The organism is Pseudosulfitobacter pseudonitzschiae (genome assembly GCF_002222635.1).
GTDB classification, from domain to species: Bacteria; Pseudomonadota; Alphaproteobacteria; order Rhodobacterales; family Rhodobacteraceae; genus Pseudosulfitobacter; species Pseudosulfitobacter pseudonitzschiae_A.
Genome location: NZ_CP022415.1, coordinates 1,560,282 through 1,577,311 on the forward strand (window position 1 = coordinate 1,560,282; position 17,030 = coordinate 1,577,311).

Annotated in this window: 17 protein-coding genes; 7 read left to right on the forward strand and 10 right to left on the reverse strand. The window is 59.1% G+C overall.

Annotated elements, in window-relative coordinates; genetic code table 11:
• Positions 1–131: 131 nt before the first annotated feature.
• From phoB to SULPSESMR1_RS07625, 8 genes are all read right to left on the reverse strand, one after another.
• Positions 132–821, reverse strand: coding sequence for a phosphate regulon transcriptional regulator PhoB (gene phoB, locus SULPSESMR1_RS07590; protein WP_089420271.1), 690 nt, complete (start codon positions 819–821; stop codon positions 132–134).
• Between the two features lie 12 nt (positions 822–833).
• Entirely contained in the window at positions 834–1,541 is a 708-nt protein-coding gene (gene phoU / locus SULPSESMR1_RS07595) for a phosphate signaling complex protein PhoU (protein WP_089420272.1), read from the reverse strand.
• Positions 1,542–1,553: 12 nt separating this feature from the next.
• The gene (gene pstB, locus SULPSESMR1_RS07600; protein WP_089420273.1) at positions 1,554–2,348 is read right to left on the reverse strand and encodes a phosphate ABC transporter ATP-binding protein PstB; all 795 of its coding nucleotides are present in this window, start codon (positions 2,346–2,348) and stop codon (positions 1,554–1,556) included.
• Positions 2,349–2,491: 143 nt separating this feature from the next.
• On the reverse strand, positions 2,492–3,526 hold the full coding sequence (locus SULPSESMR1_RS07605; RefSeq protein ID WP_089422214.1) for an ATP-binding protein: 1,035 nt from the start codon (positions 3,524–3,526) through the stop codon (positions 2,492–2,494).
• Between the two features lie 32 nt (positions 3,527–3,558).
• Positions 3,559–4,746 carry a trans-sulfuration enzyme family protein gene (locus SULPSESMR1_RS07610; RefSeq protein ID WP_089420274.1) on the reverse strand — a complete coding sequence of 396 codons (1,188 nt, stop codon included), beginning with the start codon at positions 4,744–4,746 and terminating at the stop codon, positions 3,559–3,561.
• A gap of 1 nt (position 4,747) precedes the next feature.
• The gene (locus SULPSESMR1_RS07615; protein WP_089420275.1) at positions 4,748–5,272 is read right to left on the reverse strand and encodes a gamma carbonic anhydrase family protein; all 525 of its coding nucleotides are present in this window, start codon (positions 5,270–5,272) and stop codon (positions 4,748–4,750) included.
• A complete protein-coding gene (gene gmk / locus SULPSESMR1_RS07620; protein WP_089420276.1) occupies positions 5,269–5,928 on the reverse strand; it encodes a guanylate kinase in 660 nt (219 codons plus the stop codon). The genes SULPSESMR1_RS07615 and gmk overlap by 4 nt, the downstream gene beginning before the upstream one ends.
• Positions 5,929–5,934: 6 nt before the next feature.
• Positions 5,935–6,849 carry a YicC/YloC family endoribonuclease gene (locus SULPSESMR1_RS07625; protein ID WP_240311311.1) on the reverse strand — a complete coding sequence of 305 codons (915 nt, stop codon included), beginning with the start codon at positions 6,847–6,849 and terminating at the stop codon, positions 5,935–5,937.
• 191 nt (positions 6,850–7,040) lie between these two features.
• Between SULPSESMR1_RS07625 and SULPSESMR1_RS07630 the strand changes: the two genes are divergently transcribed.
• Entirely contained in the window at positions 7,041–7,730 is a 690-nt protein-coding gene (locus SULPSESMR1_RS07630; protein WP_089422215.1) for a PAS domain-containing protein, read from the forward strand.
• A 68-nt stretch (positions 7,731–7,798) separates the two neighbouring features.
• On the opposite strand, the gene SULPSESMR1_RS07635 is transcribed toward SULPSESMR1_RS07630, so the two are convergent.
• Complete coding sequence (locus tag SULPSESMR1_RS07635; RefSeq protein WP_089420278.1) at positions 7,799–9,172, reverse strand: class II 3-deoxy-7-phosphoheptulonate synthase; 1,374 nt, start codon at positions 9,170–9,172, stop codon at positions 7,799–7,801.
• A gap of 214 nt (positions 9,173–9,386) precedes the next feature.
• On the opposite strand from SULPSESMR1_RS07635, the gene SULPSESMR1_RS07640 reads away from it, so the two are divergent.
• Positions 9,387–10,391 carry a GlxA family transcriptional regulator gene (locus tag SULPSESMR1_RS07640; RefSeq protein ID WP_089420279.1) on the forward strand — a complete coding sequence of 335 codons (1,005 nt, stop codon included), beginning with the start codon at positions 9,387–9,389 and terminating at the stop codon, positions 10,389–10,391.
• On the opposite strand, the gene SULPSESMR1_RS07645 is transcribed toward SULPSESMR1_RS07640, so the two are convergent.
• Positions 10,392–11,507, reverse strand: a complete 1,116-nt coding sequence (locus SULPSESMR1_RS07645) for a PQQ-dependent sugar dehydrogenase (RefSeq protein ID WP_089422216.1) — start codon at positions 11,505–11,507, stop codon at positions 10,392–10,394.
• Positions 11,508–11,690: 183 nt separating this feature from the next.
• Between SULPSESMR1_RS07645 and SULPSESMR1_RS07650 the strand changes: the two genes are divergently transcribed.
• The 5 genes from SULPSESMR1_RS07650 to SULPSESMR1_RS07670 all read left to right on the forward strand — a co-directional run bounded on the left by SULPSESMR1_RS07650 (position 11,691) and on the right by SULPSESMR1_RS07670 (position 16,997).
• Positions 11,691–12,887: an ABC transporter substrate-binding protein gene (locus tag SULPSESMR1_RS07650; protein ID WP_089420280.1), complete on the forward strand. Its 1,197-nt coding sequence runs from the start codon at positions 11,691–11,693 to the stop codon at positions 12,885–12,887.
• Positions 12,888–12,992: 105 nt separating this feature from the next.
• Positions 12,993–13,775: an ABC transporter ATP-binding protein gene (locus SULPSESMR1_RS07655; protein WP_089420281.1), complete on the forward strand. Its 783-nt coding sequence runs from the start codon at positions 12,993–12,995 to the stop codon at positions 13,773–13,775.
• On the forward strand, positions 13,772–14,596 hold the full coding sequence (locus SULPSESMR1_RS07660) for an ABC transporter ATP-binding protein (RefSeq protein WP_089420282.1): 825 nt from the start codon (positions 13,772–13,774) through the stop codon (positions 14,594–14,596). The genes SULPSESMR1_RS07655 and SULPSESMR1_RS07660 overlap by 4 nt, the downstream gene beginning before the upstream one ends.
• Positions 14,597–14,664: 68 nt before the next feature.
• On the forward strand, positions 14,665–15,675 hold the full coding sequence (locus SULPSESMR1_RS07665; RefSeq protein ID WP_089420283.1) for a branched-chain amino acid ABC transporter permease: 1,011 nt from the start codon (positions 14,665–14,667) through the stop codon (positions 15,673–15,675).
• Complete coding sequence (locus tag SULPSESMR1_RS07670; RefSeq protein WP_089420284.1) at positions 15,672–16,997, forward strand: branched-chain amino acid ABC transporter permease; 1,326 nt, start codon at positions 15,672–15,674, stop codon at positions 16,995–16,997. The genes SULPSESMR1_RS07665 and SULPSESMR1_RS07670 overlap by 4 nt, the downstream gene beginning before the upstream one ends.
• Positions 16,998–17,030: the final 33 nt, after the last annotated feature.

Genomic DNA, 17,030 nt, shown 5'->3' on the forward strand with positions numbered 1-17,030 from the left:
GGTAGTGCCCGTGCAGTATCAGATTTACGCATAATCCATATTATGTAATATACTGATCGAGCATTATCAGCGTACTGCCCGATAAAGTTCATGTCCTGACATCGCTGCGTTTCTGGCGCGCGTTTTGGCCGCTAGCCCAAAGCGTATCCGGCCCCGCGCACTGTGCGTAACGGATCGCTGCCACCGGTCAGGGTCAAGGCCTTGCGCAGACGTCCGATGTGGACGTCCACGGTGCGTGTATCAACATAGATGTCGCGGCCCCACACACGGTCCAGCAGACTTTCGCGGCTCCAGACACGGCCCGGTTTCTCCATAAAGGTGCTGAGCAGCCGGAATTCAGTCGGTCCCAGCTTCAGTTCGACTTCGCCGCGCGTCACGCGATGGCTTTCGGCGTCCAGCATAATATCTTCGTAATGCAACGGCACACCCACCGTCGCAGGCCGGACACGCCGTAACTGGGTGCGCACGCGCGCCATCAGTTCAACCATCGAATAGGGTTTGACCACATAGTCGTCAGCGCCGGTTTCCAACCCGCGCACCTTGTCCACTTCCTCGGATCGGGCTGAAAGCATTATCACTGGAATATCACGGGTTTCCGGCCTGACCTTCAACCGACGGCACACTTCGATTCCGCTTAGGTGTGGCATCATCCAGTCAAGCACGATGATGTCGGGTGGCGCCTCGCCGATCAACATGATCGCATCTTCACCATTGTCCGCCGAAACCACTTCAAACCCCTCGGCAGACAAGTTATAGGCCAGAACTTCGCGCTGTGCTGCTTCGTCCTCGACCAGTAGCACACGTGGTTGATCGGCTGACATGATCGTGCCCCTTTACAGCGGTTGAACCGACGTGGTGTCGGCCTTGGTGCGGTTTTCGTCGGCGTGTGCGCCAGTGACCAAATAAACGGTCTGTTCGGCAATCGAGGTTACATGATCGCCCATCCGTTCGATGTTCTTCGCGATGAAGTGCAGATGCATACAGGCGGTGATGTTGCGCGGATCTTCCATCATGAAGGTCAGGAATTCACGGAACAGCGCGTTGTACATCTGATCGACCTCCATATCGCGGTCGATCACGTCCTGCGCCAGTTCCGCGTCGCGGTTCACATAGGAATCAAGCGCGTCCTTGAGCATCCGCTCGACCTCACGGGCCATGCGACGCAACGCGCCTGCGCTGTCACTGACCGGGGCCAGCGTGGCCAGAACACCCGTGCGCTTGGCCATATTTTTTGCATAATCGCCAATACGTTCCAGGTTGGCGCTAATCTTGATCACGCTCAGGATCAGACGCAAGTCAACGGCAATTGGCGCGCGCAATGCAATGACGCGGGCCGCCTCTTCGTTGATGGTCTCTTCGAGCGCGTCGATGCGCTTGTCAGCCTTGCGCACCGCTTCGGCGCGCTCTTCATCGCGGGTCTCAAGACTGGTTGCAGCCTCAAGGATAGCTTCTTCTACCAGCCCGCCCATTTTCATGATCTGCGCCTGAATGGTTTCCAAATCACGGTCAAAAACGGATGCAATATGTTGATCTGACGACATTATTAATGCTCCTTAGCCGATGCGGCCAGTAATATAGCTTTCGGTGCGCGCGTCGGTCGGGTTGGTAAAGATCGTGCCCGTCTCGCCGTATTCGACAAGGTTTCCGAGGTGAAAGAACGCGGTTTTCTGGCTGACGCGCGCGGCCTGTTGCATCGAGTGCGTGACGATCACGACAGAATAATTCTGGCGCAATTCGTCAATCAATTCCTCGACTTGTGCGGTGGCAATCGGATCCAGCGCCGAACATGGTTCGTCCATCAGCAACACTTCGGGTTCGGTGGCCACGGCGCGCGCGATGCACAGGCGCTGTTGTTGGCCGCCCGACAGGCCGGTGCCGGGCCCGTCCAGACGGTCCTTGACCTCGTCCCAGATGGCACCGCGACGCAAGGCGCGCTCGACGATGTTGTCCAGGTCGGCCTTGTTTCGGGCCAGACCGTGAATGCGCGGGCCATAGGCCACGTTGTCATAGATCGACTTGGGAAACGGGTTTGGCTTCTGAAACACCATGCCCACTTTCGCCCGCAGTTGCACCGGATCAACGTGCTTGTCATAGATATCTTCGCCGTCAATCAGGATGTCGCCCTGAACACGGCAAACATCAATTGTGTCATTCATCCGATTGATACAACGCAAAAAAGTCGATTTTCCGCACCCCGAAGGCCCAATGAATGCTGTGACCGTTTTGTCTTCAATGTCAACGTTCACGTCTTTGATGGCATGTGTGTCGCCATAATAGACCTGCACATTGCGCGCGCTGATTTTCAGGTTCTGAATGTCCACGGTGTTCTTCGCCATCAGATCTTTCATCGGTCCGTGTCCCCTTTTCAAATGACGTCGCACGAAACTGCGCCGCAGGCTGGCCGCGATTATCGTCTTTACCAACAGTAATACCTGCAAAGTCATGATACCACCCCAAGTGCTTTGGCATCAAAGAGCAGATGCACCCAACCCTAGCTTTCGTCGGGCGGTGTCCACGGCAGTGCAACTTGAACGGTGGTACCCTGCCCCAGCACACTGTCGATGCGCAACCGGCCACGGTGACGGCTGACAATGTGTTTCACGATAGCCAGCCCCAGACCGGTGCCGCCCAATTCGCGGCTGCGGTGATTATCGGCGCGGTAGAACCGTTCGGTAAGGCGCGGCAGGTGGATTGGATCGATGCCGTGGCCCTGATCTATGACTTCAATTGTGGCACCTGGTCCGCGCAGCGCGCGCAGATTGGTGTTCACATTCAGCCGCAAGGTGACCGCGCGATCCTTGCCGCCATACTTAATCGCATTTTCAATCAGGTTGCTGACAACTTGCACCAGTTGGTCGCGGTCCGCAGCAACCGTCACCGGATTATCGCCCAGTTCCGCCACCAGCGTCACCCCCGCCTCGTCTGCCAGCGGCGTCATCAACGCCACCACCGAGGCCAGACATTCACGCAGGTTCACCTGCCCCGTGGGCCGCACCCGCTCGTCGCCCTCGACACGGCTGAGCGACAGCAGATCGCCCACCAACCGGTTCATCCGTTCCGCCTGATCCTGCATGATGCCAAGAAACCGCGCCTGTGCTGCAGGATCATTGCGCGCAGGCCCGCGCAGGGTTTCGATAAAGCCCATCAGCGCGGTCAGTGGCGTACGCAATTCATGGCTGACGTTGGCCACGAAATCGCGACGCATCTGGCCTGCTTGCTGAACGTGAGTCACATCCTCGAACGTCAAAAGCACCATCGGTGCCGCGTCGTCAGTAACAACTTGCGCCACATGCACCGAAAACGTGCTGTGCTGCGCCCCGTCGTTGGTCAGATATGGGGCGGTGCGGGGTTTGCCCTGACGCAGGCAGGCCTCGACCGCATCCAGCAATGCCGGCTGGCGTAGCATGGTGACATAGGGCCGCCCCTCGATCCGCTGACCAATCAGATTGCGCGCCGCTATGTTGGCGCCGACGATGACTTCGGACTGGTTGACCACCAGTCCGGGCATCGGTAGCGCCTCAAGCATGGCGCGGATCACATGGTCTTGCGGCACCGGCCTCAGGCCTTCACGGCGGCGTCGACGGCACGTTCAAAGACGGCCAGCAAAATGTCGGGGTCTTCAAGACCCACCGACACACGAAAGAACCCTTCGGACATACCCAAGGCTTTGCGCCGCGCTGCCGTCAACGCGCGGTGCGAGGACGAGGCAGGATGCGACAGCGTGGTGCCCACGTCGCCCAACGTCGGCGCAAAGCTGAGCCCTTCGGCGGCGGTGGTGAACGCATTGGCCGCCTCGCGGCCGCCATCCAGTTCGAAGCTGACCATATTGCACCAGCGCGCTTGCAGCAGCTCTGCGGCGCGAGCGTGGTCGGGGTGGTCACTGCGTGCCGGATAGATCACGCGTTTGACGCCCTTTAGCGTGCCCAAAGCATCGGCCAGCTTCATGGCAGTCTGCTGGCATCGCTCAAAGCGCAGATCAAAGCTGAGCATCCCGCGTTCTGCCAGCCAGCAATCAAACGGGCTGGGCGTCATTCCAGCCGTGACTGTAAAGACCCGCAGCCGTGTGTTCAGCGCGGGATCGCGCGCCGCCACATAGCCCAGCATCACGTCGGAATGGCCCGCCAGCAGTTTGGTCACCGAATGGATCACAATGTCGGCGCCGTGTTCGAACGGTTGATAGGCACGCGGTGTGGTAAAAGTATTGTCGACCACCAGCAGCACGCCGGTCTCTTTCGCAAGCGCCGCAAGGCCCACCATATCCGCCACCCGCAGTGTCGGGTTCGACACCACCTCGACCAGAATCATCCGCGTCTCGGGGCGCAGGGCCGCGCGCACAGCCTGCACGTCACCCGGATCGGCCAGCGTGGTTTCGATGCCCAGACGCGGCAGGTCTTCGGACATCATCCGCAACGACCGGCCGTAAAGCTGGTTGCCGCCGATCACGTGATCGCCCGCCTTGAGCAGTCCCAGCAGTACCGCAGACACCGCAGCCATCCCGCTAGAGGTCAGAACACCTGGGTTCGGTGCGTTTTCCATTCGGTCCAGCAGGCCCGCAACCACGTCTGCGTTGGGGTGGCCTTCGCGGCTGTAGGTATAGCCGTGCAGTTCGCCTTCGTACTGGCGGTCCAGCATGTCGGGGGTGTCGCTGGCATAGACCACTGAGGGCGACAGAGGAGTAACCACCGGACGCGAGGCGCTGTTTGGCAGTGGTACGGGCCGGATCAGCGACCCCTTTTCGTTGCGCATATTAACCGACCTTGGTCATACCGTCACGATAACGGCGCATGTTGTCTTGGTAATGCAGCGCGCTGGCCTCAAGGCCCTTGATCGCTGCGACGTCCAGTTCGCGCACCACTTTGCCCGGTGCGCCCATCACCAGTGATCCATCGGGGATCACCTTGTTTTCTGTAATCAACGCCCCTGCCCCGATCAGGCAGTTGTTGCCGATTTTGGCCCCGTTCAGCACGGTGGCCCCCATGCCGATCAGGCTGTTGTTGCCGATGGTGCAGCCATGCAGCATGACCTTGTGACCGATGGTGCAGTTTTCGCCTATGGTCAGCGGAAAGCCCGCGTCGATGTGCATCACGCAGTTTTCCTGAACGTTGCTGCCGCGACCGATCCGGATTTCTTCGTGGTCGGCGCGGATGGTGACACCGAACCAGACGCTCGAACCCTCTTCCAAAACGACCTTGCCGATTAGATTGGCATCATGCGCCACCCATGTGTCAGGGTGAATATCGGGGCGGTCTGCGCCCAAGGCGAAAATGGTCATAGTTGCTCCTGAAACTCGGATTGAAGCTGCCGGACGTGTTCTGTCAGATTCGGCTGCTGGCTGCGTCGCATCCGTGCGACGTCGATGATCTTTCTAAGACTGTTTTCGGTTTCGTCCAGATCGTCATTGACCAGAACAAAATCATACCCGTCCCAGTGGCTGATTTCGTCCCAGCACTTCTTCATGCGTTGGTCGATGACCTCTTTGCTGTCTTGTCCACGTGCTTCCAGACGGCGGCGCAATTCGGTGATACTGGGGGGCAGCAGAAACACTGACAGCGTGTGCATGCCCAAAGCCGAGTTGCGGATTTGCTGCGCGCCCTGCCAGTCGATGTCAAACAACACATCGTTGCCCTGTTCAATGGCGTCGCGCACCGGCCCAGTGGGAGAACCGTAGAAGTTGCCAAAAACGTGCGCGTGTTCCAGCATTTCGTCGTTGGTGACCATCCGCTTGAATTCGTCTTCGGATACGAAATGATAGTCGGATTTGTCAACTTCGCCCACGCGCGGCGCACGGGTGGTGGCCGAAACCGAGAATCTGATCGAGGTGTCCCAGGCACGCAGGCGTTTGGCCAGCGTGCTTTTGCCAGCACCCGAAGGCGACGACAGGATCATCAACAAGCCCCGGCGGTCGTTCTTGCGGCGTTCGGTTGTCATTGGCGGTTACTCCACATTCTGCACTTGCTCACGCATTTGGTCGATCAGCGCCTTCAGCGCCAGCCCCACCCGCGTCAGTTCGGTATTTTGCGCCTTGGCACACAGAGTGTTGGTCTCGCGGTTGAACTCTTGCATCAGGAAATCCAGCTTGCGGCCCACGGGGCCTGCGACGTTGACCAGATCCCGTGCGGCGGCGACATGGGCACCCAGACGATCGATTTCCTCGGTGATGTCGGCCTTAACAGCCAGCAGCGCCAGCTCTTGCGTGATTCGGGCCTCGTCCAGACCTTCGGCGTTTTCCACAATCCGCGCCAGCGTGCGACGCAGGCCCTGCGCCACCTCGTCCTTGCGCGCCTCGGCCACCTGTGCTGCCTGCGCGGTTAGTTTGGCAACCTCGTCCAGTTGCGCGTGTAGCACTTTGGCCAGTACCGCCCCCTCATTCGCGCGCATCTGCACAAAATCTTCCAGCATTGCGGCTATGTCAGCCTCGAGCGCTGCCTTGAGCGGGCCGGTATCCTGATCGCCGCTGGATTGTTCCAACACACCGCGCATCACGGCGATATCGGTAGCTTTGGAGGGTGCCAGCGACAAGCCAAGGTCCATCGCTTGTGCTTCAATCTCGGTCAGGGCGGCCAGCATGGCGGAAAGCTGTGCATTGTTGACCTGCACGGTGACAGCGGCGTCCTCGCGGGTGACGCGCACGTTCAGCGTGACATTGCCCCGTGCAACAGTCGCGGCCACCTGCGTGCGCAAGGCCACCTCCAGCCCGTCGACCCAATCGGGGGCACGCACTCGGATGTCCAACCCCTTGCCATTGACGCTGCGCAATTCGCAACTCCAGCGATACGCGCCGCTTTCACCTGCGGACGCGGCAAAGGCGGTCATGGAATGAAGGACGGGGTGTTGCGCTGTTTGTGTCATGTCAGAGCAATACGGCCAATGGGGTGCGGTGGGCAACCCAAAGCGGCTGGATGCGCCGCAACGACAATCGCCTGTCATACGTTAACCAACTCTTAAGATTTAGGCCCGATGAACGTTCGCGATCAGCTATTAAGTGTTTCGTAACATCTGTGGCAGACCGCGCGACAGAATCTATGTAGGGTATGCATGCAATGGACTTATTTGATCGCAACACGCGCAACGTGGTGGCTATGACAGATTTTCAGGCAGACACCGGATTCTCCGCTCTGGCACAGGTCGAAGGCTATTGGGATGCGCTGCGCGGCAACCGCCTGATGCCCAACCGTGCCGAGATTGATCCGCGCGGTATCGAATCCGCACTGGAATATACCTTTATTCTGGAACGCATCGCTCCCGGCATGGCGCGTTTACGCATCGCGGGCAGTCATTTGGGCGATCTGATGGGGATGGAGGTGCGCGGTATGTCATTGACCACGTTGGTCTCGCCCGATGGACGCCGCCAGCTAAGCGACACGCTGGAAGATGTGTTTCAGCGTCCCTCGATCTGCGAAGTGCGGCTGAGCGCGCCAGCGGGTTTTGACAAACCGGCGATGGACGCGCGGATGATCCTGTTGCCAATGAAAAGCGATCTGGGCGATGTCAGCCGTGCGCTGGGCTGCTTCGTGGCACGCGGCACAATTGGCCGCAAACCGCGCCGGTTTGACGTAACCGGTGTCGACACACGGCCCATTGTGGCCCCCGCCACCAGTACGTTCAATTCGCAAGAGCCGCAGCCCGTCGTTGCCATGCGCGAATCCGGCATGTCCGAGCCGGCAAAGCCGTTTGTCAAAAGGCGCCGGTCGGGCGATGTGCCCTATCTGCGGCTAATCAAAAGCGACTGATCCTGCACGAGCTACCTGTTTTCCGAAACGGCAAGGGTTTCAGATATGAAACCCTTGCCGAAAGGCATTCAGACAGCTTGTTGCTGGCCGTTCTGGCTATTGCGACGAGCCGACAGTTCCTCGGCCACCAAGAATGCAAGTTCCAGCGACTGGCTGGCGTTCAGACGTGGATCACAGGCGGTGTGATAGCGCGCGGACAGGTCTTCTTCGCTGACAGCACGCACGCCACCGGTACACTCGGTCACGTCCTGTCCGGTCATTTCGAAATGCACACCGCCGGGGATTGTGCCCTCGGCCTGATGCACCGCAAAGAATTCACGCACTTCGCGCAGCACGCTTTCAAACGGACGGGTTTTATAGCCCGTGGACGACTTGATCGTGTTGCCGTGCATCGCGTCACAGGTCCACAGCACATTTGCACCCTCTTCCTGTACGGCCTTGATCAGACGTGGCAGGTGGTCGCCAACGCTGCCCGCTCCAAAACGCGCGATCAGGGTCAGACGGCCCGCTTCGTTCTCGGGGTTCAGTTTTTCCATCAGCACCTTGAGATCCTCTGCCGTGGTCGTCGGACCACATTTCAGTCCGATGGGATTCTGCACGCCACGGGCAAATTCAACATGCGCACCGTCGGGCTGGCGTGTGCGGTCACCGATCCAGATCATGTGACCCGACCCCGCCAGCCATTTACCCGATGTCGAATCAAGACGTGTCAGCGCCTCTTCGTATTCAAGCAGCAAGCTTTCGTGGCTGGTATAGAATTCGACCGTCGAAAATTCATGCGTGGTCTTCGAGTTGATGCCAGCGGCCCCCATGAAATCAATGGTGTCCTGAATGCGATTGGCAATCTCGGCGTATTTCGCGGCATCTTCACCATCGGTAAAGCCCAGCGTCCATGCGTGAACGCGGTGCATATCGGCAAAACCACCGGTCGAAAAAGCCCGCAACAGGTTCAGAGTGCCCGCCGCCTGCGTATAGGCCTGAAGCATTTTGGCGGGGTCGGGAATGCGCGATTCGGGTGTGAAATCCAGACCGTTGATGATGTCACCACGGTAGCTGGGCAGTTCCACACCGTCGATCACCTCGGTCGGGGCGCTGCGGGGCTTGGCGAACTGGCCTGCCATGCGGCCAACCTTGACCACGGGCACCTTGGCACCAAAGGTCAGAACCATCGCCATTTGCAGCATCACCTTGAACGTGTCGCGGATAGCATCGGCGCTGAACTGGTCGAACGCCTCAGCACAATCGCCGCCCTGCAACAAGAACGCTTCGCCGCGGCTGGCAGCCCCCAGATGCGCCTTGAGTTTGCGCGCCTCGCCCGCAAAGACCAGCGGCGGATATTTCGACAGTTGGGCGGTCACCGCCTGCAAAGCTGCCGTATCCGTATAGTCTGGCATCTGGATCCGGGGCTTGTTGCGCCAATCCGATTTCGACCATTCGCTCATAATGTCTCTCCGTTTTCTGGCTGCTGTCCAGCCACCCTAGTGCAGGCGCTTATACAAAAGCGTGCTATGACTGGCCATACGTCAAATGCGACCACTTGACGTCGCTGCCCATGCGTGAGCAAAGTTTCCGGCATGGCCGGAAAAGGCCCGGTGAATAAGATATCTGTTCGCAGAAGTCGGGCCTTCGTCGAAACTGTATAAAAAGGGCGCCGCAATGTCCCAGACGCGAACCTCAGCCATCCGGCCCGACCAGCCGGACAAGCCACAGCGATATGTCTTTGTTCTGCTGAACAATTTTACATTGCTGTGCTTTTCCGCTGCGGTTGAAAGCCTGCGCATTGCCAACCGGATGGCAGGGCGTGACCTGTACGAGTGGAAGATCGTTGGCGAAGGTGGCGACACGGCTGTATGTTCGGCTGGAACGGCCTTCAAGCTTGACGGTGATCTGGACGAGTTGAACCGCGACGACACCGTGATGGTGTGCGGCGGCATTGATGTTCAGGACGCCACCACCAAACGTTTGCTGAACTGGCTGCGCCGCGAGGCGCGCAAAGGGTTGCGGGTGGCGGGACTGTGTACAGCGGCCTATTCGCTGGCGCGTGCGGGGTTGCTGGACGGGAAAAAGGCAACGATTCACTGGGAGAATCAGGACAGTTTTGCCGAAGAATTCGAAGAGGTTAACCTGACCAAATCTGTGTTTGTGGTCGATGGCCTGCGCATCACCACCGCCGGTGGCACCTCTTCGATCGACCTGATGCTAAAGCTGATCGCCGACAGCCACGGTGAGGATCTGGCCAATGCGGTTGCCGATCAGCTTATTTATTCGTCGATCCGCACCGATCAAGACACCCAGCGTCTTTCGGTGCCCACACGCATCGGCGTGCGCCATCCCAAGCTGTCCCAAGTCATCCAGATCATGGAGAGCCACATCGAAGAGCCGATCAGCCCCTCTATTCTGGCCAAGGATGTAGGCATGTCCACCCGCCAGCTGGAACGTCTGTTCCGCCGCTATCTCAGCCGCTCGCCCAAGCGGTACTATATGGAATTGCGCCTGCAAAAGGCGCGGAACCTGTTGATGCAAACGGATATGAGCGTGATCAACGTGGCCCTTGCCTGCGGTTTTGCCTCGCCCTCGCATTTTTCGAAATGCTACCGCGCACATTATGACACCACGCCCTATCGCGAACGCGGATCGCACGCGGCGCGTCTGAGCATCTGACTACCGCGCCATCCTGTACAGCGCTCCATCCACCACTGACAGAAACCAGATGCTGCCATCTGGCGCAGTCTGGATGTCGCGCACGCGCGCTGTTTGCGGTGCCGTTATTTTCTCCACTTCTGACGCGGTATTGCTGTCGATCTGCAACCGGCTGATATAGTTCAGCTTTAGTGCGCCGACGAACATATCACCCTGCCATTCGGGAAACATACTGCCATCATAGATCATCATGCCCGACGGTGCGATGGACGGATCCCAGTAATGCGCGGGCTGCTGCATCCCGTCTTTGGACGTGCCTTCGCCGATCCTGCCGCCACTGTAATGGCGGCCATAGCTGATCACAGGCCAGCCATAGTTGGCCCCCTTGCCAATCAGGTTCACCTCATCACCGCCTCTTGCGCCGTGTTCGACCACCCACAGGCGGCCCTTGGCGTCCAATGCGGCACCCTGCGGGTTGCGATGCCCATAGGACCAGATTTCAGGCAAGGCACCCGCCTGCCCCACAAAAGGATTGTCCGCAGGCACCGACCCGTCACGCCCCACGCGCACGACCTTGCCGTTGTGCTGGTTCAAATCCTGCGCCAGCGGGCGCTGCCCGCGTTCGCCCACCGTGACAAACAGCGTACCATCCGCCCCCTCAACTACGCGGCTGCCGAAATGCACCCCGCCACGGTTGCCGGGCTTCATCTCGAACAACAGTTTTACATCGCCAAGCGACTGCCCGTCCGCAGACAATGTGCCCGAGGCCAGCGCGGTGCCAGCACCGCCACCCGCCTGTGCCTTGGCATAGGTCAGAAACACCATGCCGCTGATATCAAAGTCGCGCGGCAGAGTGATGTCCAGCAATCCGCCCTGCCCGTTTGCGGCCACATCCGGCACGCCGGACACGGCATTGCGCGTACCATCAGCGGCCACATGCAACAGCTTGCCATCGCGTTCGGTGATCAAAACGCCACCATCGGGCAGAAATGCAAAGGCCCAAGGCGTGTCCAGCCCGTCGACCTGCACGGTAAAGCTGACCTGCCCCGCCGAGGTCTGCTGCGCCTGTGCGGGCGGAGGGCAAAAAACAGGGCCAAGACCCCAAACCAATAACAGAATCACAAACAGTCGCATCATGGCATCCTCTCTGGCCGTTAATCCGGCGTCGAAATAATCTTCCAAAAAATACAGATAGGTCGAAAATCCTGACTTTCCAAACACGTTGCATAAGAACAAGCACACCTTAAATGGCTTTTCTTTTCAGGGCGACGTGCTTAGGCTTCGATCCAGAACGCAAAGTTCCAATAAGGGAGTTACCACATGAAAAAGTTTCTGATGGCCACAGCGGCCACCGCTCTGATGACCGGCGCGGCCTTTGCTGATGCACATGCCAAGGAAGTCAAAATTGGCGTGATCCTTGGCTTTACCGGCCCGCTGGAATCGATCACCCCCGCAATGGGTGCCGGTGCTGAACTGGCGATGGCCGAAGTCTCCGAAAGCGGCGCGCTGCTGGACGGTGCCAAGGTTACGTCGATCCGCGGCGACAGCACATGCATCGACGCCGGTGCGGCCACATCCGCCGCCGAACGTCTGATCACATCCGACAAGGTTTCCGCCATCATGGGCGCCGACTGCTCGGGCGTCACCGGCGCGATCCTGCAAAACGCGGCACGCCCCAACGGGGTCGTGATGATTTCGCCTTCGGCCACATCACCCGGTCTTTCGACCGCCGAAGATGACGGCCTGTTCTTCCGCACCGCACCGTCGGATGCGCGTCAGGGCGTCATCATGACCGAAATCCTGCAAGATCGCGGCGTAAACGAAGTTGCGCTGACATACACCAACAACGACTACGGCAAAGGTCTGGCCGACGCGTTCCAGGCCGCATTCGAAGAAGCTGGCGGCACTGTCACCATCTCGACGTCGCACGAAGACGGCAAAGCCGACTATTCGGCTGAAGTCGGCGCTCTGGCCTCGGCTGGCGGCGAAGTTCTGGTTGTGGCCGGCTATGTCGACCAAGGCGGCTCGGGCGTTATTCGTGCTGCGCTGGATACCGGCGCGTTCGACACATTCTATGTGCCGGACGGCATGGTAGGTGAAAAGCTGAACGAAAACTTCGGCGCGGAAATGAACGGCTCGTTTGGCGCCTATCCCGGCACCGACAGCGAAGGTGCAGCCCTGTTCGTCGAACTGGCCAAAGAGGCCGGTTTTGACGGCACCGGCGCATTTGCCCCCGAAAGCTATGATGCCGCCGCGCTGATCATGCTGTCGATGCAGGCAGCCGGTTCGATGGACTCAGCCGATTTCAAAGAGCACGTCATAGACGTGGCCAACGCACCCGGTGAGAAAATCTATCCCGGTGAACTGGCCAAGGCTCTGGAACTGATCAAAAACGGTCAGGAGGTCGACTATGAAGGCGCATCGGCTGTTGAACTGATCGGACCCGGTGAATCGGCTGGTAACTATCAGGAAATCGAATTCGCAGACGGCGTTTACTCGACCATCAAATACCGCTAATCCGCGTTCTACAAAACTGAACGGCCCGAAGGTGACTTCGGGCCGTTTCAAGTATGAAGCAGGCCACGTTTCAAGATGGCCGCATACACAGGGGATGGAACGCCAATGATCGTCGTAGACGACATTCACAAACATTTTGGCGGCTTTCACGCCGTTGACGGTGCCAGCCTGTCGATCACTCCGGGGTCGATCACCGGGTTGATCGGGCCGAATGGCGCGGGAAAAACAACTCTTTTCAACGTGATCGCAGGGGTTCTTAAACCAACCTCCGGACGTGTCACAATGAACGGAGAGGACATAACCGGCCTGCCGCCGCACACGCTGTTCCACAAGGGGCTGCTGCGCACATTCCAGATCGCGCATGAATTTTCGTCGATGACCTGCCGCGAGAACCTGATGATGGTGCCCGGTAACCAGTCGGGCGAAACGCTGTGGAACACATGGTTTGGCCGCAAGCGCATTGCCGACGAAGAACGCGCCCTGCGCGCCAAGGCCGACGAGGTGCTGGAGTTCCTGACCGTAGAACATCTGGCCGACCACAAGGCGGGCCAAGTCTCGGGCGGTCAGAAAAAGCTGCTGGAACTGGGCCGCACCATGATGGTCGACGCCAAGATCGTGTTCCTCGACGAGGTTGGCGCGGGCGTGAACCGCACGCTGCTGAACACCATCGGCGATGCCATCCTGCGGCTGAACAAGGAACGCAACTACACCTTTGTCGTCATCGAACACGACATGGATTTCATAGGCAAGATTTGTGACCCGGTGATCTGCATGGCCGAAGGCAAAGTGCTGGCCCAAGGTACGCTGGACGAGATCAAGGCCAACGAGCAGGTGATCGAAGCCTATCTTGGCACCGGCCTGAAAAACAAAGAGCAGGTGGGCGCATGAGCGGAAATCCCTACAACGACGGGCGCGGCAACAAGGACGCGTCGATCGCCAACCCCAAAGGCGTTGGCACGTTGACCGCGCATCCCGGTACGGGCGCTGCGATGAACACCCGCAACGCCTTTTTGATCGGTGACAGCATGACAGGCGGCTATGGCAACGGCCCCGACATTCTGCATGATTGCACCGTAGCCGTAGACGCAGGCGAAATCGCGGTGATCGTGGGCCCCAACGGTGCTGGTAAATCCACCGCAATGAAGGCCGTGTTCGGCATGTTGAACGTGCGCAAGGGCTCTGTCCATCTGGACGGTGAAGACATCACCGATCTGTCGCCCCAAGACCGCGTGGCCAAGGGCATGGGCTTTGTCCCGCAGACGTCAAACATCTTTACGTCGATGACGGTCGAGGAAAATCTCGAGATGGGTGCTTTCATCCGCCGTGACGATTTCCGCGATACGATGGCACAGGTCTATGACCTGTTTCCCATCCTAAAGGAAAAGCGCCGACAGGCCGCGGGTGAATTGTCGGGCGGTCAACGTCAACAAGTCGCCGTGGGCCGCGCACTGATGACGCGCCCAAAGGTTCTGATGCTGGACGAACCCACAGCGGGTGTCAGCCCCATCGTCATGGACGAGCTGTTCGACCGCATCATCGAAGTGGCCCGCACCGGCATCCCGATCCTGATGGTTGAACAGAACGCCCGACAAGCGCTTGAGATTGCCGACAAAGGTTACGTTCTAGTGCAAGGGCGCAATGCGTTCTCGGGCACTGGCAAAGAACTTCTGGCCGATCCCGAAGTCCGCAAATCGTTCTTGGGGGGCTGAGTGATGTATCTGCTCTCAAAAACCACCCATGGCCCCTCGGGCACCAGCAAGATCGGAGCCTGTGCATAATGGACCTTCTCAACGCCTTCGTGGCGCTTTCCAATTTCGTGCTGATCCCCGCGATTGCCTATGGCTCGCAGCTTGCGCTGGGTGCGCTGGGGGTCACGCTGATCTACGGCATCCTGCGGTTTTCCAACTTTGCCCACGGGGATACGATGGCATTCGGCACAATGGTGACGGTGCTGTTTACTTGGCTGTTCCAAAGCTGGGGTGTTTCGCTGGGGCCGCTGCCCACGGCGCTGCTTGCCCTGCCCTTTGGCATTCTGGGCTGTATGGCGCTGCTGCTGTTCACCGATCGCGTGGTGTATAAATTCTACCGCGCACAAAAGGCCAAGCCGGTAATCCTTGTGATCGTGTCACTTGGCGTGATGTTCATCATGAACGGTCTGGTGCGCTTTATCATCGGGCCGGACGACCAACGGTTTTCTGATGGCGAACGGTTCATCGTCTCGGTGCGCACTTTCAAAGAGATGACCGGACTGGAAGAAGGTGTGGCGATCAAGACCACCCAAGGTATCACGGTGATCACAGCGGTGATCGTGGTGGCAGCTCTGTTCTGGTTTCTGAACCGCACGCGCACCGGAAAATCCATGCGCGCCTATTCCGACAACGAGGATCTGGCGCTGCTGTCGGGCATCAACCCCGAGCGCGTGGTGATGATTACATGGCTGATCGTTGCCGCATTGGCGACGGTGGCAGGCGTGCTGTACGGGTTGGACAAGTCGTTCAAACCTTTCACCTATTTCCAGTTGCTGCTGCCGATCTTTGCCAGCGCCATCGTGGGGGGGCTGGGCAGCCCGCTGGGTGCCATCGCGGGCGGTTTTACCATCGCCTTTTCCGAAGTCATGGTGACCTATGCATGGAAAAAGGTCGCGGGCTATGCCCTGCCTGACAGCCTAGCGCCCGACAGTTTGGCCCAACTTCTGAGCACCGACTATAAATTCGCCGTCAGCTTTGTGATCCTGCTGATTGTGCTGTTGTTCCGGCCTACCGGACTTTTTGCGGGGAAATCGGTATGAACGCGACACTCAAAAACACCGGCCTGTTCGCGCTGGTCGCAGTGCTGATCATCGGAACCGGATTGTTGCAAAGCTGGAACTCGGCGCTGTTCATCCTGAACTTTGGCCTGATCAGCGCGATCATGGCCTTGGGGGTGAACCTGCAATGGGGGTTCGCGGGCCTGTTCAACGTGGGCATCATGGGGTTTGTGGCACTTGGCGGTCTGGCCACGGTGCTGGTGTCGATGCCGCCCACCACCGAAGCGTGGGCTGCGGGCGGCGGCAGTGTGATTGTTGCGCTGCTGATGGGCGCAGCGACGATTGTGGTGACCGCATTGGTGATCAAACGGATGCCTGCAGGCTGGGTGCGCACGGTTGTGGTTCTGGTGCTGCTGATTGGTGGCTTTTTCATCTATCGCTGGCTGTTCGATCCTGCCGTGGCGGCAATCGAAGCGGTTGATCCCGCATCAACCGGTTATTTGGGTGGCATCAACCCCGGTGGTGCCGCGTGGGGTTGGATGACGCTGCTGGCATGGCCCGTTGGCGGCGTTCTGGCGGCCGGGGTTGCGTGGATCATCGGCAAAACGGCACTTGGCCTGCGCAGCGATTATCTGGCCATTGCAACGCTGGGCATAGCCGAGATTATCATCGCCGTGCTGAAAAACGAAGACTGGCTGAGCCGTGGCGTCAAGAACGTCATCGGTCTGCCCCGTCCCGCCCCCTACGAGATCGAGTTGCAAACCAATCCTGCTTTTCTCGACCGCGCGGCAAGCTTGGGGATGGATCCGGTGACCGCCTCGACGATTTGGGTCAAACTGGTTTATGCGGGCCTGTTCACGGTTGTTCTGGTGATCCTGTTCATTTTGGCACAGCGCGCATTGCACAGCCCTTGGGGCCGCATGATGCGTGCAATCCGCGACAACGAAGATGCCTCGGAGGCGATGGGCAAGGACGTGACTGCGCGACATTTGCAGGTGTTCATTCTGGGCAGTGCGATCTGCGGCATTGCCGGTGCAATGATGACCACGCTGGACGGTCAGCTGACACCGGGCACCTACCAGCCACTGCGCTTTACCTTTCTGATCTGGGTGATGGTGATTGTTGGTGGGTCGGGCAACAACCTTGGCGCGGTACTGGGCGGGTTCCTGATCTGGTTCCTTTGGGTGCAGGTCGAGCCGATGGGGCTGTTGCTGATGCAGGCAATTACGTCCGGCATGGCCGATGGCGCGCCGCTGAAGGAACATTTGATCGAGAGCGCTGCGCATATGCGGCTGTTGACGATGGGTCTGATCCTGTTGCTGGTCTTGCGGTTCAGCCCGCGCGGGTTGATCCCCGAACGGTAAGGCGCGACATGCACCGCAACACCAAAAGGCCCG